The sequence below is a fragment of the Fibrobacter sp. genome, assembly GCF_017551775.1.
GTDB lineage: Bacteria > Fibrobacterota > Fibrobacteria > Fibrobacterales > Fibrobacteraceae > Fibrobacter.
The window spans coordinates 68,891-87,875 of the sequence record NZ_JAFZKX010000079.1 but is presented as its reverse complement, the minus strand read 5'-3'; the positions used below and the strand labels follow the sequence as shown (position 1 = coordinate 87,875).

The window sequence follows — 18,985 nt, the reverse complement described above, 5'->3', positions numbered from 1 at the left end:
GCCGGGGTGACAACCGTAAAGTACCGCGCACAAGGCGGCGGAAGCGAGGGGGATTCCTCCCCCATCAGATGAGCCGTGAACCCCAAGCCCCCGGGTGTTAACCGGGGGCGGTTGTGAGAGCGAGGGCCAGCCCTAAACTTGACTGTCAGATTCTAGCCCGAGCAGTCTTAAAAATGAATCACGCGGACCTTGATGACCTTGTCGAGCTTGGAGAGCTTTTCGACGATAGAGTCTTCGACCTTGCTTTCCACGTCAACGAGGTTGTAGCCGATCTTGCCGTTGCTCTTGTTAGAGAAGCTGGCAATGTTGATGCCTTCGGCACCGAACACCTTCGTGATTTCGGAAATCATGTTCGGAACGTCCTGGTTGATGACCACGACGCGGCTCTTGACGCCAGCGTGCGGGTGATCGACGAGGGCCGGGAAGTTCACCGAGTTGCGGACGCAGCCGAATTCGATGTAGTCCTTCAGTTCTTCAACAGCCATCACAGCGCAGTTTTCTTCGGCTTCTTCGGTAGAAGCGCCGAGGTGCGGGAAGCAAGTCACCTTGTCGTTCTTGATGAGGTCGGCATCCGGGAAGTCGCAGAGGTAGCCCTGGAGGGAACCGGAAGCGAGCATCTCGTTGACCGGGGCCATTTCCACGATGCCACCGCGGGCGAAGTTCATGATGTAGCTGCCCTTGAAGCCGGCGAGGTTCTTGCGGTTCAGGAGGTTCTCGGTCACGCCCTTGATGAACGGAACGTGCACGGTGAGGAAGTCGGACTTAGCAATGACTTCGTCCAAAGTAGCGATTTCGACCTTGTTGGAAAGTTCGTGCATGTTGGCGGCGTTCGGATACGGTTCGTAAGCGAGCACACGCATGTTCTTCCAACGAGCGTAGTTGGCGACGAGCACGCCGATCTTGCCGAGGCCGATGACGCCGAGCGTCTTGCCAGCGAGTTCCATGCCGGCGAACTTCTTCTTGCCGCTTTCGACGGTCTTGGCGAGATCCGGGTCGGTCGTGTCGAGGTTCTTCACCCAGGCGGCGGCCTTGTCCACGTTACGCACGGCCATGCCGAGCACGGTCATCACGAGTTCTGCCACGGCGTTGGCGTTTGCACCCGGAGTGTTGAACACGCAGATGCCCTTCGCGGAAGCCTTGTCGATGGTAATGTTGTTAACGCCAGCACCGGCGCGGGCGACGGCGAGAAGGCCGTCGAAGTTATCGGTATCAACCTGGGCGGAACGCACCAAGATGGCATCCGGATTTTCGACGGAGTCGGAAACCTGGTAGAACGAGCCAAACAGGCTCAAGCCTTTCTTGGAAATGTTGTTCATCGTCTTAATAGTTGCCATGATTTTAGTCCTTTGTTAATGTTAAAATGATTGATGATTGATAATGTATGATTGATGATTATTCAATTTGGCGGCGTAGCCGCGATTATAACAATTATTCATTGTCAATTATCCATTATCAATTCTCTAAGGTTCTTGCCAGCGGCCACGTTCCTTGATGAGGTTCACCAGTTCTTCGATGGCGTCCTCTTCGGGGATGTTCTTCTTGACCGCGGTCTTGCCTTCGAACAGCGTAATGCGGCCGGGGCCACCGCCCACGTAGCCGAAGTCGGCGTCCGCCATCTCGCCCGGGCCGTTCACGATGCAGCCCATGATGCCGATGGAGATGTCCGAAAGGTGGCCAAAGCGGGCCTTGATTTTGCCCATCACCTGCTGGATGTCGTACAAAGTACGTCCGCAGCTCGGGCAGCTGATAAAGTTCGTCTTGCTGCGGCGGCAGTAGGCAGCCTGCAAAATGTCGAATGCGAGCAGAACGCTTTCCTTCGCGCCCTTGTAGCCGTCGATAACGACGGCGTCGCCAAGACCGTCGGTCACGAGGCTTCCGATGTCGGCGGAGACGCGGAGGGTTTCCGTTTCGTTGTCTGCAATTTTCGCATAAAGGAGAATCGGGTCTTTGCGACCGGCGGCATCCAAAGCCGCAGTTAACGCGCGCACGCCGGAAACCATCTCCGGGCCGGTGTAGCAGAAAACGGAACCTGCAGGCACGGAGGCTGGATTCTGAGCGAAACCGGCGATGTCCATCGCATCCTTGAATTCAACAATCGGCTTTTCGCTCAAGCTCGGGAGGGCAAATTCCGCATTGCGGCGTTCGCCGGTAAGTGCAATCGCATCGGCCTTCACGCCGACCTTCACCGGACTGCTGCCGCCGATTTCCACGCCGGAAATAGCGACAGGAACTGTCTCCCTGCGTTCGTAATGGTACGGGTCCTTCTCGAAAACGGGCACGCTGTATGCTATCGGAGCGGCAGGCAAAGCGCAAGCCTTGATGAGTTCCTGCGCCACCGGGACTTCGGCCACCGGGTCTTCGGTCAAGGACACGCGGATCGTATCGGCAAGGCCATCGAGCAACAGGGCTCCGATACCTGCGGCCGACTTCAAGCGCCCGTCGGCACCCGCGCCCGCTTCGGTAACGCCCACGTGGAACGGATACGGCTTGAAGCCTTCCTGCTTGATGCGGGCGGCGAGCATGCGGTAGGCGGCAATCGCCACGCGCGGGTTGCTGCTCTTCAAACTTAGAACAACTTGGTCAAAATGCTCGGCTTCGCACACGGCCAGGTATTCCATGGCGCTTTCCACCATGCCTTCCACCGTGTCGCCGTAGCGGTAAATCATGCGGGCAGCGAGCGAGCCGTGGTTCACGCCGATGCGGATGGCGCGACCGAGGCGCTTGGCCTCCTGCACGAACGGCGTAAAGGCCTCGGCGACCTTCTCCTTGCCCTCGTCGAACGACTTGTCCGTCTGGTTCTCGAGCGTGAGGATGCCCGTGTCGACAAAGTTGCCCGGATTGATGCGGACCTTCTCCACCCACTTGAGTGCCTCGAACGCGGCCTTCGGCTGGAAGTGGATGTCGGCGGAAACCGGCACGGTGCAGCCCGCAGCGCGGACCTGCTTCATCACTTCTTCGAGGCCCTGCGCATCGGCAAAGGTCGGAGCGGTAATGCGAACCAGACCACACCCCGCGGCTGCCAAAGCCAAAGTCTCGGCAACGGTCTTCTCGACGTCCTTGGGCTTGGTGGTGGTCATGGACTGAACTAAAATGGGGGCGTTGCCCCCTATCAAAGCCTCGCCAACGCGGACTTGTACAGTTTCCCTGCGGACGGCATTAAAGCGGTCGGCAACGTATGGGAATTCGCTAAACTTGGTCATACTCCAAATTTAGCAAAATTTCATTTTCGGGCTTTTTTCCCCGATAAAATTGTAAAAAAATTGTTCCTTTTTCAAAAAAAAAAGTTAAAATATGGGTACAGATGGAGCTAGATATATGATCCCGAAGATATTTCATTATTGCTGGTTATCGAACGAGCCTTTTCCTGAAAAGGTTCAACGCTGCATGGAGTCTTGGGAAAAATATTTAGGCGACTACAACTGCATTTTCTGGGACTACCGCAAGGCCAAGGCTACGGGCATTCCCTGGATTCTCGAAGCCATGGAGAAGCGTAACTGGGCGTTCGCCGCCGATGCGGTCCGCCTGTTCGCGCTGTACACCGAAGGCGGCATCTATCTCGATTCCGACGTGCAGCTCCTGATGTCCCCGAACCACCTGCTCGACCGCAACTACATTCTCGGATACGAGAACGGTTCCAAGCGCATCGAGCCGTCATTCCTCGGGGCGGAGAAAGGTTCCCCGATAATCGGCGAAGCCCTGAGGTACTACACCGAGCACCACTACGAATACAGCGAAGAGACCGTGGAACAGCTCGTGCTGCCGCAGATTCTCGCGAACGCCTGCGACAAGTTCAACGGACTCGACATCCTGCCCGAATGGTACTTCTCGCCCAAGCGCTTTTTGGACGGAGTAATCACCACCGCCGACGAGACAGTGAGCATCCATCACTTCGGCAGCAACTGGCGCCCCGAAAACGTGCGCATCGGCATGAAGCGCAGGCAGTACATCTTCAAGAAGTTCCCGCGCCCCATCGCTGAACTCATCGCCATGCCGACGTCTTTCTGGTCCGACACCAAGGCCCTCGGTATCGGCGCCGCATTCAAGAGAATTTTCTCGAAAAAGTAACGAGACTAGGGATTCTTCCCTTTTCCCCGTTTTTAATATAAACGAAAAACGCCCGGCGATTAAGCCAGGCGTTTTTCAAATTTCGAACAAACGAAATTACGCTTCAGCCGGAGCTTCAGGAGCAGCGGGTGCTTCAGGAGCAACTTCCGCAGCGGGAGCTTCAGCGGCGGCCGGAGCTTCAGCAGCCGGAGCGGCCTTCGGAGGGAGCAGAGCCTTCATGGAAAGCTTCACCTTGCCCTTCGGGTCGACACCGAGGCAGAGCACTTCGACTTCGTCACCGACGTGAACAACGTCTTCGACCTTTTCGACGCGGTGGTCGGCAAGTTCGGAGATGTGCACGAGACCGTCGCGGCCCGGGAGGATTTCGACGAATGCGCCAAACGGCTGGATCGTCTTGACCTTGCCCTTGTACTTGCGGCCCGGTTCGGGTTCGGCAGTGAGTTCTTCGATCATGCGACGGCAGACTGCAGCGGCCTTTCCGGACGGAGCAGCGATATCGATGTTGCCATCGTCGTCGATGTTGATGGTGCAACCCGTCTGAGACTGCATGCCCTTGATCACGGAGCCACCGGAACCGATGACGTCACGGATCTTCGTGGTCGGGATGCGCATCTTGATCATGGTCGGAGCCTTTTCGGAAACCTTCGGACGCGGAGCGGCGAGGCCGAGTTCAGCCATCTTGCCGAGGATGTGGAGACGGCCCTGCTTGGCCTGTTCCAGAGCTTCGCGCATGAGTTCCGGAGTGATACCGCGGATCTTGATGTCCATCTGGAAGGCGGTGATACCTTCAGCGGTACCAGTCACCTTGAAGTCCATATCGCCGAGGTGGTCTTCCGTACCGGTGATGTCGGACAAGATCTTGATCTTGCCGCCTTCCTTGACGGAGCCCTTTTCGGAGATGAGGCCCATGGCGATACCTGCAACCGGAGCCTTGATAGGAACGCCAGCGTCCATCAAGCTGAGGCAGCCACCGCAAACAGAGGCCATGGAAGAAGAACCGTTGGATTCCTGGATTTCGGACACCACGCGAATGGTGTACGGGAAATCTTCGGGCAGCGGAAGAACGGCTGCGAGAGAGCGTTCGGCGAGGTGGCCGTGACCGATTTCGCGGCGGCTCATGCCGAGGCGCTTGCATTCACCCACGCTGTACGGCGGGAAGTTGTAATGCAGCATGTAGCTCTTGGAGCCTTCGCCCTGCAGGCTTTCGTAGCGCTGTTCGTCGGCCTTGGAGCCGAGCGTGCAGACCACGAGACCCTGGGTTTCGCCGCGCTGGAAGATCGCGGAACCGTGAGCGCTCGGGAGAACGCCGAGTTCGATTTCGATCGGGCGGACTTCGGTCGTAAGACGGCCGTCGAGACGAACGTCTTCGTTAAGAATCATTTCGCGCATGGCAGTGCGTTCATAGTCGCTGAAGATTGCCTTTGCATCGGCAACGAGAGCGGCATCCTGTTCTTCGTCCTTGCCGACGATAGCGAGAATGCGTTCATCTTCGAGCATCTTGGCGCAGAGGTCTGCCATAGCCGGATAGAAGTCGGTCTTCACCATGTTGGAGTGGACGTCCTTGTTCAGTTCGTCCCAGACCACTTCCTTAACCGTGGCGAGAAGCTTTTCGTGGGCTTCGCCGACATGCTGCGGCTTGAGCTCCATCTTCGGCTTGGCGCAGCGGTCCACCAGTTCCTGTTGGGCCTTGCACATAGCCTTGATAGCTTCGTGACCAGCGAGAATAGCATTGATCATCGTGTCTTCGGAAACTTCGTAAGCACCGCCTTCCACCATGCAGACGGAATCTTCGGTACCGGCGACCACCAGGTCCAGATCGGCGCAGGCCATCTGTTCGTAGGTGGGCATAACGATGTTCTGTCCATCGACCACGGCAACGCGCACGGCGGCAACCTGCTGTTCGAAGGGCAGTTCGGAAAGACCGATGGAGAGGGAGGCCGCAGACACGCCGAGCACGTCGGGTGCGAACTTGCGGTCAGCAGAAAGAACCTGCACGATAACCTGGACTTCGCGAGTGAAGTTCTCGGGGAACATCGGGCGAATCGGGCGGTCGATGATACGGGCAGAAAGCGTTTCTTCGTCGGACGGACGTCCGGCTTCGCGCTTGTTGTAGCCACCCGGGAGGCGACCAGCAGCGTAGGCCTTTTCGCGATATTCAACCGTGAGCGGGAAGAAATCGCCTTCTTTTTCTTCGCCGTAGCAAACCGTGGAAAGCACAAAGGCGTCGCCCATCTTGGCGACGGCTGCACCACGAGCCTGCTTGGCGATACGGCCAGTTTCGAACGTGATGACACGGCCGTCGGGAAGCGTCACGGACACTTCCTTGGGGTCGAGCATCTTGCCGTACTTGGCTTTGTATGCGTCAATAGACATAGATTATCTCCAGTCCGCAGAATTAGCCGCGGAGACCGAGTTCCTTGATGAGAGCACGCTGAGCAAGAATATCCTGTTCACCGTAGTACTTGAGGAGGTTGCGGCGCTTGGCAACCATGGCAGACAGACCGCGGAGGGAGTGGAAATCCTTCTTGTGGCTCTTGATGTGTTCCGTCAGGTTCTTGATCTTTTCAGTGAGGATTGCGATCTGGACGCGGACGTTTCCGGTATCCTTTTCGTTTGCACCAAACTTGGCGGTGAGTTCTGCAGCTTTTTCCTTAGTGATAGTAGCCATTATAGCCATTCCTTTTTTTTGATTGTTGTTTCATTACATGTTTTTGTCCGAGTTTCTCTGCTCTTGCACCAGTGGAATTGGCGAATCTGGTCACAGGACCCAGGCAAAAATGCAATTTGGCGGAAAATATAGATATTAGACGAGAGACGAGAGACGAGAGACGAGAGAAAAAAGGCGAAAAAAGGGTGTTTTCAGAGGAAATGTTGCTAAATTGAGGTAAAAAAAGGAAAACCGCATGATTATCGACGAATTTTTGAGCGAAGCCAAGACCGTAGCGATTTTTGGACACGTCCGCCCCGACGGCGACTGCGTTGGGAGCACCACGGCCATCTTCAACTACATCCAAGACAACTTTCCTGAAATCCGTGCGGACCTGTTCCTCGAAAAGTTCCCCGAAAGCTACAAGATTCTGCGCGGGGCAAGCGAAGCCCGTGAAGCATGGACAGCGGAAAGCAACGGCGGAAAGCCCTACGACCTCGTGTTCCTCATGGATACGCCGAGTTTCGAGCGCGTGGGCGCGAACGGAGCGGAATGCCTGCGCTCCGCCAAGAAGACGATAAACGTCGACCACCACATTTCTAACCCGCTCAACTTGTGCACAGCGAACCTCGTGGAGCCCGAGGCGAGTTCCGCATGCGAAGTCCTTTACGTAAACCTCGACAAAGCGAAGGTGAGCCGAGAGACCGCCAATTCGCTGTATCTCGGAATCGTGCACGACACGGGCGCATTCAAATTCAGCAGCACGGGCAAGCGCACCATGCAAGTCGTGGGCGACTTAATCGAGAAGGGAATCGACTTCGCAAAAATCGTGAACGAGACCTACTACACGCGCACTTACAAACAAACTCTCGTGACCGGCTTCGTGATGCAAAACTGCAAGCTCGGGCTCGGGGGTAAAGTGGTCTACGCCCACATCACCCCCGAAGACATGGCTCGTTTCGACGTCTCGCCGGTTGAACTTTCCAACGTCATCGACACCATCCGCGAGGTCGGCGGCACCGAAGTGGCCCTGTTCCTGTACCCCGTGAACGGCAAGTACAAAATAAGCCTGCGCAGCAACTACGTGGTGGACGTGAACGCCATCGCCCGCGTATTCGGCGGAGGCGGCCACACCCGTGCCGCTGGCGGCGACACCTGCGAAGCGCCCGAAATCGCCATCGAGAAGATTTTGGGACTGATTGAAAAACAACTATAAGCCGACCCTGAGCGTCCTCAGGGTGACTTCAGACAAAGAACAGAGCGAAAGCAAGCAGCACGAATACGCAGCCGCTGAACCAGTTGAGGTTGCGGTTCGCCTTCGGGCTATTGAGCAGGAACTTCTTCACGGCGCCCGCGAGAAGCGCGATGGAGCCGAACACGATGAAGGTCGCCACGATGAATTCCACGCCGAGAACCGCCATCTGGAGCGTCGGGGCCATGTCGCGTTTCAAATCGACTGCCGGCGGAATGAACGAAAGCGCAAAAAGGACGGCCTTCGGGTTCGTCAAGTTCATGATGATGCCACGCGGGTAGAGCTTGCGAAACGACAGGCCCGCACCTTCCCCGGCAGCATTATCCTCGGCAGCGTTGCCCGCATCCAGTTTCACGACGCCGGCGCGGACCTGGAAACTCTTGTACGCCAGATAAAGCAGATAGGCGGCACCGAGACATTGCAGAACAAAGAACGCAACCGGGCTAGCCGCAATCAGGGCCGACACGCCGAGAATCAGCAGGCAAACCTGGATGACGATTCCGGTACAGAGCCCGCAAATCACACAAAAGCCAACCTTCGCGCCATGGGTCGCACTCTGGGCGAGCACGAACAGGTTGTCCGGCCCGGGAGCCAAAGCCACCACGAGGGCTGCTATAAAAAATTCAAGCATTAATCGCTCCAGCGCTGTCCCGGCCTAAAGGTTTTCCAAGAAACTGTCCACATCCATTTCCGCAAGCCCCTTCTGCAGTTCGGCAAGCGCTTCGTCGGATATGGCATGCGTAGATTCGGAGCCGCGTTCTTCGGCACGGGCGTTTGATTCTTCCACGAGCTTTTTCAAGGAGGCGGCAACCTCGCTCACTTCGCCGTCGCGCTTCATGACCGCATTCAGCACACGGTTCAGGCGTTCGCGCAATTTCGTGAATTCGTCCCGATCGAGTTCCGAGGTCACGCCCGCACAATGCATCAGCGGAGTCTTGCACTTCGCACAGGCAAAGACCATCATGGACGAGGGTTCGCCGTCCAGCATCACGTTAAAAGTCGATCCACAGTGTGGGCAATCGATACGCAGTTCACTCATGTTCCATAATGTAGAAATTTCGGCCCCAACAAGCCAAAGACGCTACAAAAAACTATTTTTTTAACGTCCCTCTTGCTTTGCGTCCCCTCGCATTCACCTTTTTTCCTGTTCGTTGATGTAATTTTTATCTATACCCCCGACTTCGAACCTTTGGTTCCCCGCTCAGGATGACACAACAGCTCCTGCCAAATAGTTCAGCGGCACCAAATGACAAAGTCGGCCCATATTGCTGACCACTATGCTCTGTCATTGGCTTTACCACATTACCAGCATGGACCTTTTTGATGGCCGTCTTTTCCGCGCAGGCGCGGCCGCCATGCTATCTATCATCCTCGTACTCTTCTTCATGCCCAAGTACATCCGCCTCCTGCAGGGGCTCGATGCCACTTCGGACTTCGACAAGGACGGCAAGACCAAGTCTCCCCCGATCATGGGCGGGCTTCTCCTGGTGGTGGTTGTCGAAATCGTGTCGCTCCTCGTCTGCAAGATGAACGGCTATACGATTTCCACGCTGGTCATCCTCGCCGCGTTCTCCGCCGTGGGAGCCATCGACGACATCGCGAAAGTCAGGGCCAAGCGCCTCATCAAGCTCGGCAAACTCAAAGCCGCCGACTACATGGACAAGGCCGACGGCATTTCCAGCAGCCTGCGCCTGTTCCTCTACTTCCTGTTCAGCCTGATCGTCGCGATTTTCTGCTACAAGTTCATCCCCGAGCTCAAGGGCGACCTGACCATTCCCTTCTGCCCCATCGACGTATTCCAGATTCATCTCCCCAACTGGATTTTTGTTGCGTTCATGACGTTTGTCATTGCGGCAAGCGCTAACGGCACCAACTTTACCGACGGTCTCGACAGCCTCGTCTCGGTGCCCATCCTCACCAGCATGGTTTTCGTGGGACTTGTCGCCTACGTGAGCGGCAACTTCATCTTCAGCACCTACCTGCACGTGCCGTACCTGCCCGGCTGTGACGAACTCTTCCCCATCGCCATGTCCATCGCGGGCGCGCTGCTCGCCTACCTGTGGTTCAACAGCCCTCCCGCCGAAATCTACATGGGCGACGCGGGTTCCGTGGGCTTCGGCGCCACCATCGGCATCATGTTCATCCTGGTGCAGGCGGGCCTGTTCCTCCCCATCGTGTGCGTGATTATCATTGCAGAAGCCTGCTCGGTGCTCCTCCAGATTCTCTGGTTCAAGATTACCAAGAAGGCGACTGGAACCGGCAAGCGCATATTCCTCTGCGCGCCGCTGCACCACCACTACCAGAAGAAGTGGGAAGGCAAGTTCCCGAGCAAGCCCCTGATGAACTCGAAAATCGTGTGGCGCATGCACCTGATAAGCATCTTCGCGCTTATCGTGAGCATGGTGATATTCTTCGGTTTGAGATAGTATGGAAAAAGACATTATTGAAACTTTGAACGCTGCCGGCCAGCAGGAGTTGACGGCTCATCTCGAAACATTGACCGGGGAGGCGCGCAAGCTCCTCGAACGCGACATCCTGAGCCAAGACTGGGAAGAACTGAAGGCTCTCTACACCGAAAAGTCGAACGCTTCGCTCGAAGACAACGTGTCTGCCGATTTGAAGCCGATGCCGTTCAGGATTGCCGAAGACGACCTCAAGTACAACTACTGGAAAGAAATCGGAGAGATGCTGCTCGGGAAGGGCAAGGTGGCCGCATTCCTCGTAGCAGGCGGCCAGGGTTCGCGCCTCGGGTTCGATGGCCCGAAGGGCATGTTCGATATCGGGCTCCCGAGCCACAAGAGCCTTTTCCAATTGCAGGCGGAACGCTTGCAGAACCTCGCCGCACAGGTGGGCCACCCCATTCCCTGGTGCATCATGACGAGCCCCTTGAACCACGAGGCGACCGTCAACTTCTTTACCGAGCACAACTTCTTCGGCATGGACCGCGACAACATCCGCTTCTTCGAGCAGGGAACCATCTGCGCGCTCACGCCCGATGGCAAGGCCGTGCTTGACGGCGACAGGCTCGCCCTCGTGCCCGACGGAAACGGTGGCTGCTTCCGCGCACTCGCCCAGAGCGGCACCCTCGCCTGGCTCGTAGAGAAGGGAATCCAGTACGTGTTCCTCTACAGCGTTGACAACGCGCTCTGCCGCATTTGCGACCCAGCATTCATCGGCGCACTCGCCGACAACGGGATGGCCGTCAGCGCCTCCAAGGTCGTGCACAAGGCAAACGCATCCGAAAAGGTCGGCATTTTCGCCTTCCAGAACAAAAAGCCCGGCGTTGTCGAATACAGCGACCTTCCCGAGAATTACCGCGACATGACGAACCCCGACGGAAGCCTTGTATTTGACGGCGGGAACATCGCCATTCACTTGTTCAAAATTTCGGCCCTCCGCAAGGTACAGACCGGCAAGCTCCCGTGGCATACCGCAAGGAAGACCGTCTGCGGCATCGAAAAATGCTGGAAGTTCGAACAGTTCCTGTTCGACGCCTTCCCGCTGCTGGGTTCCATGCTCCCCTTCGGCGTCATCCGCGAAGAGGAATTCAGCCCGGTCAAGAACGCCGACGGGAACGACTCCCCGAAAACGGCGCGTACCATGATCGGCAAGCTGCACAAGGAATGGCTCCGCAAGGCACACATCGAAGTGAAGCCGGACAAGCTCTACGAAGTCTCCCCCACGCTCAGTTACTCGGGCGAAGGGCTTACACGCAGGCTGTTCGAGCGCGAACTCGGCAGAAACATCTTGGAATTCGACGAACAGTAGCATCTGTCTCGCTGTACTCGTTGCGGCATCACCATTCCAATGCACAAAATAAAGTTCGGCATATACAAGTTTCTATTCTTCGTATTGCTCCGGCTGCCGGACTTCTTTTACTCGTTCCTTTTTACCATCGCGTTTCCCGTCTACAAGGCGCTCCACACCAAGCGCGCCTACGGCCGTGTGGAAAAGCACCTCGATAAAGCACGGGAATATATAGAGACGCGGGATAAAGGCGCCACATTAAACGGCACACCGCGTTTAAACGGCGCCGAGCCGCTGCAAAAAATGACCGCGCGCGACGTATTCCATGGCATCTTCTGGGACGCCCTCGATTCGTACCGCGGCCTCGCCCGCATCAGGAGCACGACCGACCGCATCGTGTACGAGAACGAAGAAATCATCCGCGACGCCGTCGCCGAATGTGCGAAAATCGGCATGCCCATCGCCGGCATCAGCATCCACCAAGGCGCCTTCGAACTGATGCACCGCGCCCTCTGCCGCTATAGCGATCACGTACATCTCATCACCGATTCCGTCGGCGACACCGCATTCCGCGACGTTCTCAAGGAACTGCGCAGCGACCCGCACCTCACCGAATACCACCCCGAAGAAACCGGAAAACTCATCCGCGAACTGTTCCGCACCAAGGGCATCCTCGCGATGGTTTTCGACCAAGGCAAAAACACCAAGGGCAACACCGTCACGCTTTTCGGAAGACCGACCACGATGTATCTGAGGCTCCCGCAAAAGATCAACAGCATGGGAGCGGGCATCGTCATCTTCCGCACGTTTATCGAGGAAAGCGACAAGCGCAAGCCGCACCGCAAACAGCGCATCGTCATCCGCTTCGAGAAGTACTTCCCGCCGCACTACGAGGCTGAGGGGCGTGACCTCACCGCAGATATCGCAAGCGAAGTCGAAAAATGGATAGCGGAACACCCCGACCAGTGGAGCTGGAATTACCACGGGAATTTTATTACCCGTTCTTAATTCTCCCCATCCTGGCGCAAGCGCCAACCTTACGGCTCGGCCATAGCCATACAAGTATGGCTGCGGCACTCGCCTTGTCAGGTTGTGGCCGACGCCTCCCAGGTAGTAGCTGTTTTTTGTAATTATCAAACGTTTATATTCTAAATTAAATCTGTTTATCGATGGCTATAAATGCCTATATTTGGGCTGAGGTTTGAGATGGTTTTGAACGCAGAAGAAGAATTCCAGATGCAGTGGATCATGAACCACCGCATGGAAGACAAGGACGAGCAGATGCGCGTCGATGCGGAAAACGCCGCCGTGCAGCGCCCCGCACGCCTTGCGCGCGGACGCAAGATGCGCCGCAACCCTGCCGCCTGGGACCTGCCCATGCCCGAAGACGAAATCGACCTGCACGGCATGACCGCCGACGAAGCCGCAGAAGCCGTCGAGCGGCGCATCGATGACCTCACCATCGCCGGCCTGAAAGTCCTCAGGGTCATCCACGGCGGCGGAAACCCCAGCTACGGGAACGTAAAACGCATCATTGACCGCAAGGTCCGGTCCGAATGGAGCAACCGCATCCGCCTGTACAAAGTCGAGCCCGACAACGCCGGTTCAAGCATCATGATCATCGGAAAACCCGCCAACAGCGACACCCCGACACGTCCCAGCCCCAAAAAGCCCGCAAAAACCGTCCGTAAAAGGTAAATTTTGCACAATTTTTCAATTTTTTCGCCCCCGACCCCTTTAAAAAGTTCCACTTTTTATCTATAATTGTGCCCACCAATCCGGAATATAGCTCAGCCTGGTAGAGCGCTTGCTTCGGGAGCAAGAGGTCGTGAGTTCGAATCTCGCTATTCCGATACGAAAAGCACCCCTTGTGGGTGCTTTTTTCGTATCGGAATTATACGCGAGATGAGAACTCACGAAGTGAGTTCGACTAAATCGCCATTTGAACGCAGTGAATTTAGGCGATTTAGAGATTACGCCGCAAGGCGTAACCCGAAGGGCAAAAGTTGAACACCGTGAAACTTTTGTCTTATCTCGCTATTCCGATAAAAAGAAAAACCACCCATCAGGGTGGTTTTCTTTTTATATCCGGAATAGCGAGAGATTCCGGACGAGCGACGTAGTCGTGAGTTCGACTACCGCGGAGCGGAACGAAGTGAAACGCGACGCGGGAGGCCTTGACCGTGCGCAGCACGGCAAGCCCGAAGGGCAAAACGTAAACGAAGTGCACGTTTTGGCAAAAGCGTGCAAGGCGAGTGTCGCGACGTCAAGCTTGCTTGCCGACATGACCGAGCCGAAGCCGCGGACGCCGTAGGCGTCCATCTCGCTATTCTGTTAATGAATTGAGTCATTTATTTAGTATATATTTGAATTATGTCTTCCATAAAGCTCTTTCTGCTTACATTGCTCATCATAGTCGCCTCTGCACAGGCGAACGAAACATCATCAAGCAGAACCGGCAAGTACAATTTCTCAAAAAAGACCCAACAAAACTTCATGCATGGCTGTACAAGCAGGCTTACCCCTCAAGAATGTAATTGCATGCTTGAATTTACTAGACAACACTTTGATGAAAGATTAAATCATCCACCAACCGCAGATTTCCAGAAGGACTACAGCATTCGGCCCAAAACATACACTGATGGAGCGATGGTCGAATGCATTGACGACAATCGCATTGAAAAAACATGGACCGAAAAAGACTTTGTTTTTATAGGCAATCTCCTTTATGCCATAAAAAAGGAAGAAATCAAGGAATTACAATTCACCGAAAAAGATTATCAAGATTTCATGCGGCAATGCACGAACATGGAAAGTCCTGATATGTGCAACTGCATTTCACAAAAAATTCTTGCATACGTCAACGAACAAATAAACAATCCTTTGGAAGCATATATACGAGAAAACGAAAATATTTCACCCAAAGCATACGCAGACATAGCATATGCACAATGCGCAGAATACTTAAGCAACAAGCCACAAGAATTAAGGGATTTAGAAAATCACGTTGCACCATGGGCATATGACAGCACCGCTTGGAAAGAAGAAACCGACGCCATTAAAGGCACTTCAAATTTTCTTAAATTTATCGAGAAAACCATCCATATTCTAAAAAGCCAAAACCCACAAAAAGGCAAGAAAAGGTAAACCCCGTTAGTCCTTCACACAACGAACCGAGAACCCGTAGTTCTTAATGATGTCGTGCAGGTTCGCATCGACGATGTAGAAGTCCAAGAACATGCAGTACGCGTAGCCGGTAAAGTCCTCCGTAGAACTCCAGAAGTACGCGTAGTCGCCCTCGCCGTCGTAACCCTCATTGCCGATCCTGTAGCCGCCGATCCTGTAGCCAGCAGGGAGCGCCGAGAACCCGAAAGCATCCGTACCGTTGCCACTACTATTCCATCCGGATGTGGACTTGAGCACCCTGCCTGCCGTCGATGGTCCACCGACTGCGTTGAACAAAGTTTCCCATTCGACCTTGCTCGGCAGATGCCAGCCATTGGGACATACACCCTGAATGTTTCCTGACGGCAGAGAGCATATATAGGCAGGGCCACATTCGCTTTCCGACTTACCTACCGCCGCAGCCCAACTGTAAAGCCTTCCGTACTTGGCGCAGTTAGTTTCCTCGTAATTATAGCAGAAACTGAAGTCCGTTTCGTAGTTGAGGTTTTCTGCCATCCACGTCTGCGAGCCAATCGTCACAGTCTTGTAGGTCTGACCATCGCGGGAGTCGGTCATTGTTCCACTCTTCACCTCAACCGGCCCGTTATCGCTCGGGCCGTTGAAACTGCTGTCGTCGCCACAGGCCGCAAGGAAAAGAAACATGGCCCCTATCGCCACTACGTGGCTCCTGGGAGATTGTTTGCGTCCGAAAAGACGCCTTTCGACTTTCTTAAATGCCATAAAGCACCTCTTTGCAAAGGATTTTTCTTCAATCTATATAATTTTTACAAAAAGCAAATTTCCTTTCCGCGAGTCCGCGAAAAAAAACGGCCAAAAGGTAACGTTTTTGCGTTTCTGTCGTTTTTATAGGTAGGCACGCCCCAACCAGCACTCTTCAAAGCAAGTATTCTTCGGCTAGGTTCTGGATTCGCTTCACGTTCAACGGGTTTTCCACCGTCTCGCGCGAGACAATCAAGCGTTTCCCCAGAAAAATTCCATTCTTCTCGTAGACGTCGAGTTTTCCCATGGCGTTGAGGGCGTATTCCGGGTCGTCCATCATGCCGAAATGCTCCCACAGGTATTCCTCGCGCGTGCGCAGGTTGAGGCAAGTGAAGTCCGGGAAAAAGTTCGTCGTGCCCTTCCCCCGCGGCAATTTCAACTTCAGGGGAAATTCGTAGCGGTAAGGGATTCCCATTCGGGAAAGCGTATCCGCGATGATGACCTCGGACTTGGAGCGCACGCGCTCGCCTCGGGCGGTCGTAAATTCCGGCTGGTCAGCGGCAAAGGGCTTGCCCCTGTACGGGACTGCGAGCCAGCGCTTGGCGTATTCCTCGTCAGAAAGTTGCACCGGGTCGACAAACGCCCGGCGGCACTCCGGCATTCCGTCGTAGATTTCGCCAAGGACCTGCGGGCGGAACTCTGCAATAAACTCGTTGACAAGTTCCAGGCGCCGTTCCATTTCGGTCAAGGCCGACTTTTCGTAATCCTTCTGGACCAATTTCGCCACGATGGATTCCTCGCATCGCGGGATATACGTGCCGCCGGGAGTTTTCGGGTCCGTCACGTGGTAGAAGCGGATTCCGTTCCCGCGGCGTGCCATGCGGATGCGGCCCGGTGGCAATTTCGCGAGATGCGCCCGCAGGCGGGTTATGGCGGAGTAGAGTTTTTCGGATTGCAACTGCAAATGCCGTTGCAGTTCATCAGGTGGAAGGATTTCCAGGTTGTTCATGTAGCATAGGTGGAAACTACATATATAAAAAAGGCGAGCATTCGCATCGCGACACAGCAAGCGTGGGGCTTGCTACCGGGCAAAATACAAAAAAGCAGGGCGTGGAGGCTACTTTTGAAGGCGAAAATTCGTGAAATGCGCAAAAATGGGGACCAAAGCACCCAAAGTCACACCATTTGGTACCCAAAATTTTAGTTTATCTGCAACGCAACAAACATTTTTCAGTCGCAGGCGAGCGAAACTTGCCCGCAAGTGGGTACCAAACAACACAAAAGCAGCATTTTGGTACCCAGCCGAAGCTGTTTTGCGCACATTTTACCCCAACATGCGCCTCAAATTGATTACTTTGTTCTAAAAATTGGGTACCAAAACAGCATCAACACCCCCACTTGGTACCCATTTTTGTGAAAATGCCACCCCAACGACCGAAAAAACGCCCCTAGTCCTTCACACAGCGCACCGAGAACCCGTGGGTCTTATAGAAGCTGTTCAGGAACGCATCGTCTTTGCTGAAGTCCAAGCCCATGTAGTACGCGCTGCCGCTAACGCTCTCTGTAGAACTCCAGAAGTACGCGCGGTTGCCCTCGTTGTTGAAATTCCCATTGCCATTCCTGTAGCCAGCAGGGAGCGCCGAGAACCCGAAAGCATCATTACCATTGCCATCTTTTCCTTCATATTCATTCCATCCGTTGGTGGACTTCAGCATTTTCCCCGCATTTTCCCATTTCCAAGCATCTTCCTGAGCCCCGCCCACGAACTTAAACAAAATTTCGAATTCCTCTTTGCTGGGCAAGTGCCAGCCTACGGAGCAGGCAACTTTTGCCGCGTCCCAGTTATAGAGCCAACCGTATTTCTGACAGCTCGATTCCTTATCCTCGTAGCACCAGCTACCCTCGATTTTCACCTTCAGATTCTCTGCCGTCCAAATCTGTTTACCAATCCTTACAGTCTGGTACGACTCGCCGTCGCGGGCGTCTGTCATGGTTCCCTTTTTCGGGGCTGCGAAGGCTCCCTCCGCACAGAACACAACCACGAGAACCAGGGTCAAAGCCAGTCGTTTCATAAAACCTCTTCAAACTAGTCCTTCACACAGCGCACCGAGAACGCGATGTTCTTACTGCCGTCGCCGCTCAGGGTCGCATTGAGGCCGAAGCAGCTCAAGCTCATGTAGTATGCCTTGCTGCTATTGTTCTCGGCCGAACTCCAGAAGACCGCGCTAAAGCCCTCCTGGCCAGATTTTCCTTTGTCGTCCGTATAGCCAGCAGGGAGTACCGAGAACCCGAAAGAATCCGTGCCGTTGCCGCTATAGTTCCAGCCTTCCTTGGACTTAAAATATCTGCCTGCGACCAGCTTATCGCCAACAGATCCGATCAATGTTTCAAATTCTGCCTTACTCGGCAAGTGCCAACCGCTCGGACAAGCCTTTAAAGCAGTTTGCCATGTATAAAAGCGACCGTACTTGGCACAGTTGCTTTCCTCATTGTCGTAGCAGAAGCTAGAGTCCGCTTTGTAGTTCAGGTTCTTCGCCATCCAAGTCTGCGTACCGATTTTAAGAGTCTTGTAGGTTTGACCATCGCGAGAATCAGTCACCGAGTCCACGGTCACTTCGGTTGCAGGAACAACAGTTTCGTCCTTTATACAACGGACCGACCACCTGAAGTCCTTACTGCCGGATTCCAGGTTCACACTGTCGGCGCCAAAGTTCAACAGCAAGCCGAACGCTTTGTCGCAATCTTTCTCCATAGAACCCCAGAAGAGCGTGAGGTAGCCCTCAACGATGTAACGCCCATTGTTGTCCTTAGCGCCAGCAGGGAGCGCCGAGAATCCGAAATCATCCGTGCCGTTGCCGTTCTTGTTCCAGCCTTCCTTGGTCTTTAATTTTTTGCCAGCGACCTGTTTACCGCCGACAGATTCGTACAATGCTTTAAAATCAATATTGCCCGGCAAATGCCAACCTACAGGGCAAGCATATAGCGCAGCCTTCCAAGTGTACAAGCGGCCGTACTTTTTGCAATTTGATTCATCGTCACTATAGCAATAGCTATCCTGCATCTTGTAGTTCAGGTTCTCCGCCATCCAGGTCTGGTCGCCAATTTTTACTGTCTTATATTTTTTCCCGTCGCGCTTGTCAACCAAGGATCCTTGCGTCGCCGCAAAACCAGAGACCGCCAAAAGTGCTACCAAGATGAAAAGAAGCCTATTCTTCATAACAAAATCCTTTACCTCTGTTCAATTATATATTTTTTCATCCGCAGACCCTCCAAAAATGTGATTAAAATCCCTTTTCTTGGGCAAAAACGCTTTTTTTTGCAATTTCGTGACACTTTCCCCGTTTTTTTTTGATATTTTACAAGGCGTGGAAACCAAATAAAACGGGTTT

18 protein-coding genes and 1 tRNA gene are annotated in these 18,985 nt (G+C 54.4%); 9 read left to right on the top strand and 10 right to left on the bottom strand.

The window, feature by feature from the left end; translation table 11 throughout:
* Positions 1–167: 167 nt before the first annotated feature.
* Positions 168–1,334 carry a phosphoglycerate dehydrogenase gene (locus tag IK012_RS09780; RefSeq protein WP_290953780.1) on the bottom strand — a complete coding sequence of 389 codons (1,167 nt, stop codon included), beginning with the start codon at positions 1,332–1,334 and terminating at the stop codon, positions 168–170.
* Between the two features lie 126 nt (positions 1,335–1,460).
* Positions 1,461–3,200, bottom strand: a complete 1,740-nt coding sequence (gene ispG, locus IK012_RS09775; RefSeq protein WP_290953777.1) for a (E)-4-hydroxy-3-methylbut-2-enyl-diphosphate synthase — start codon at positions 3,198–3,200, stop codon at positions 1,461–1,463.
* A gap of 91 nt (positions 3,201–3,291) precedes the next feature.
* On the opposite strand from ispG, the gene IK012_RS09770 reads away from it, so the two are divergent.
* Entirely contained in the window at positions 3,292–4,065 is a 774-nt protein-coding gene (locus tag IK012_RS09770; RefSeq protein ID WP_367273788.1) for a glycosyltransferase family 32 protein, read from the top strand.
* A gap of 96 nt (positions 4,066–4,161) precedes the next feature.
* Here the strand turns inward: IK012_RS09770 and pnp are convergent, their stop codons facing one another.
* Positions 4,162–6,438, bottom strand: a complete 2,277-nt coding sequence (gene pnp, locus IK012_RS09765; RefSeq protein ID WP_290953771.1) for a polyribonucleotide nucleotidyltransferase — start codon at positions 6,436–6,438, stop codon at positions 4,162–4,164.
* A 22-nt stretch (positions 6,439–6,460) separates the two neighbouring features.
* The gene (rpsO, locus tag IK012_RS09760; RefSeq protein WP_072810239.1) at positions 6,461–6,733 is read right to left on the bottom strand and encodes a 30S ribosomal protein S15; all 273 of its coding nucleotides are present in this window, start codon (positions 6,731–6,733) and stop codon (positions 6,461–6,463) included.
* 235 nt (positions 6,734–6,968) lie between these two features.
* Between rpsO and IK012_RS09755 the strand changes: the two genes are divergently transcribed.
* Positions 6,969–7,928 (top strand): bifunctional oligoribonuclease/PAP phosphatase NrnA, encoded by a 960-nt coding sequence (locus IK012_RS09755; protein ID WP_290953768.1) that lies wholly within the window; start codon positions 6,969–6,971, stop codon positions 7,926–7,928.
* Between the two features lie 28 nt (positions 7,929–7,956).
* Here the strand turns inward: IK012_RS09755 and IK012_RS09750 are convergent, their stop codons facing one another.
* Together IK012_RS09750 and IK012_RS09745 are read right to left on the bottom strand one after the other, a co-directional pair.
* Positions 7,957–8,595, bottom strand: coding sequence for a LysE family translocator (locus IK012_RS09750; protein ID WP_290953765.1), 639 nt, complete (start codon positions 8,593–8,595; stop codon positions 7,957–7,959).
* Positions 8,596–8,619: 24 nt separating this feature from the next.
* A complete protein-coding gene (locus tag IK012_RS09745; protein ID WP_173379820.1) occupies positions 8,620–9,003 on the bottom strand; it encodes a hypothetical protein in 384 nt (127 codons plus the stop codon).
* A 238-nt stretch (positions 9,004–9,241) separates the two neighbouring features.
* Here IK012_RS09745 and mraY point away from each other — a divergent pair, with 238 nt between their 5' ends.
* The 7 genes from mraY to IK012_RS09710 all read left to right on the top strand — a co-directional run bounded on the left by mraY (position 9,242) and on the right by IK012_RS09710 (position 14,858).
* On the top strand, positions 9,242–10,390 hold the full coding sequence (mraY, locus tag IK012_RS09740) for a phospho-N-acetylmuramoyl-pentapeptide-transferase (RefSeq protein WP_290953762.1): 1,149 nt from the start codon (positions 9,242–9,244) through the stop codon (positions 10,388–10,390).
* Position 10,391: 1 nt separating this feature from the next.
* On the top strand, positions 10,392–11,732 hold the full coding sequence (locus IK012_RS09735) for a UDPGP type 1 family protein (protein WP_290953759.1): 1,341 nt from the start codon (positions 10,392–10,394) through the stop codon (positions 11,730–11,732).
* A gap of 84 nt (positions 11,733–11,816) precedes the next feature.
* Positions 11,817–12,719, top strand: a complete 903-nt coding sequence (locus tag IK012_RS09730; RefSeq protein ID WP_290953757.1) for a lauroyl acyltransferase — start codon at positions 11,817–11,819, stop codon at positions 12,717–12,719.
* A gap of 198 nt (positions 12,720–12,917) precedes the next feature.
* Positions 12,918–13,409, top strand: coding sequence for a Smr/MutS family protein (locus tag IK012_RS09725; RefSeq protein WP_290953754.1), 492 nt, complete (start codon positions 12,918–12,920; stop codon positions 13,407–13,409).
* A gap of 81 nt (positions 13,410–13,490) precedes the next feature.
* Positions 13,491–13,564 (top strand) — tRNA-Pro (locus tag IK012_RS09720).
* Between the two features lie 272 nt (positions 13,565–13,836).
* Complete coding sequence (locus tag IK012_RS09715) at positions 13,837–14,025, top strand: hypothetical protein (protein ID WP_290953752.1); 189 nt, start codon at positions 13,837–13,839, stop codon at positions 14,023–14,025.
* Between the two features lie 59 nt (positions 14,026–14,084).
* The gene (locus IK012_RS09710) at positions 14,085–14,858 is read left to right on the top strand and encodes a hypothetical protein (protein WP_290953749.1); all 774 of its coding nucleotides are present in this window, start codon (positions 14,085–14,087) and stop codon (positions 14,856–14,858) included.
* A 6-nt stretch (positions 14,859–14,864) separates the two neighbouring features.
* Here the strand turns inward: IK012_RS09710 and IK012_RS09705 are convergent, their stop codons facing one another.
* From IK012_RS09705 to IK012_RS09690, 4 genes are all read right to left on the bottom strand, one after another.
* On the bottom strand, positions 14,865–15,539 hold the full coding sequence (locus IK012_RS09705) for a fibrobacter succinogenes major paralogous domain-containing protein (RefSeq protein WP_290953746.1): 675 nt from the start codon (positions 15,537–15,539) through the stop codon (positions 14,865–14,867).
* A gap of 232 nt (positions 15,540–15,771) precedes the next feature.
* Positions 15,772–16,605, bottom strand: a complete 834-nt coding sequence (locus tag IK012_RS09700) for a hypothetical protein (RefSeq protein WP_173344295.1) — start codon at positions 16,603–16,605, stop codon at positions 15,772–15,774.
* Between the two features lie 439 nt (positions 16,606–17,044).
* Entirely contained in the window at positions 17,045–17,668 is a 624-nt protein-coding gene (locus IK012_RS09695) for a fibrobacter succinogenes major paralogous domain-containing protein (RefSeq protein WP_290953742.1), read from the bottom strand.
* 14 nt (positions 17,669–17,682) lie between these two features.
* On the bottom strand, positions 17,683–18,813 hold the full coding sequence (locus tag IK012_RS09690) for a fibrobacter succinogenes major paralogous domain-containing protein (RefSeq protein ID WP_290953739.1): 1,131 nt from the start codon (positions 18,811–18,813) through the stop codon (positions 17,683–17,685).
* Positions 18,814–18,985: the final 172 nt, after the last annotated feature.

Bases quoted from the DNA above. Each gene is read 5' to 3' on its own strand.
- IK012_RS09780 (WP_290953780.1), bottom strand. From the start codon at position 1,334: ATGGCAACTATTAAGACGATGAACAACATTTCCAAGAAAGGCTTGAGC.
- ispG (WP_290953777.1), bottom strand. From the start codon at position 3,200: ATGACCAAGTTTAGCGAATTCCCATACGTTGCCGACCGCTTTAATGCC.
- IK012_RS09770 (WP_367273788.1), top strand. From the start codon at position 3,292: ATGGGTACAGATGGAGCTAGATATATGATCCCGAAGATATTTCATTAT.
- pnp (WP_290953771.1), bottom strand. From the start codon at position 6,438: ATGTCTATTGACGCATACAAAGCCAAGTACGGCAAGATGCTCGACCCC.
- rpsO (WP_072810239.1), bottom strand. From the start codon at position 6,733: ATGGCTACTATCACTAAGGAAAAAGCTGCAGAACTCACCGCCAAGTTT.
- IK012_RS09755 (WP_290953768.1), top strand. From the start codon at position 6,969: ATGATTATCGACGAATTTTTGAGCGAAGCCAAGACCGTAGCGATTTTT.
- IK012_RS09750 (WP_290953765.1), bottom strand. From the start codon at position 8,595: ATGCTTGAATTTTTTATAGCAGCCCTCGTGGTGGCTTTGGCTCCCGGG.
- IK012_RS09745 (WP_173379820.1), bottom strand. From the start codon at position 9,003: ATGAGTGAACTGCGTATCGATTGCCCACACTGTGGATCGACTTTTAAC.
- mraY (WP_290953762.1), top strand. From the start codon at position 9,242: ATGCTCTGTCATTGGCTTTACCACATTACCAGCATGGACCTTTTTGAT.
- IK012_RS09735 (WP_290953759.1), top strand. From the start codon at position 10,392: ATGGAAAAAGACATTATTGAAACTTTGAACGCTGCCGGCCAGCAGGAG.
- IK012_RS09725 (WP_290953754.1), top strand. From the start codon at position 12,918: ATGGTTTTGAACGCAGAAGAAGAATTCCAGATGCAGTGGATCATGAAC.
- IK012_RS09710 (WP_290953749.1), top strand. From the start codon at position 14,085: ATGTCTTCCATAAAGCTCTTTCTGCTTACATTGCTCATCATAGTCGCC.
- IK012_RS09705 (WP_290953746.1), bottom strand. From the start codon at position 15,539: ATGTTTCTTTTCCTTGCGGCCTGTGGCGACGACAGCAGTTTCAACGGC.
- IK012_RS09700 (WP_173344295.1), bottom strand. From the start codon at position 16,605: ATGAACAACCTGGAAATCCTTCCACCTGATGAACTGCAACGGCATTTG.
- IK012_RS09695 (WP_290953742.1), bottom strand. From the start codon at position 17,668: ATGAAACGACTGGCTTTGACCCTGGTTCTCGTGGTTGTGTTCTGTGCG.
- IK012_RS09690 (WP_290953739.1), bottom strand. From the start codon at position 18,813: ATGAAGAATAGGCTTCTTTTCATCTTGGTAGCACTTTTGGCGGTCTCT.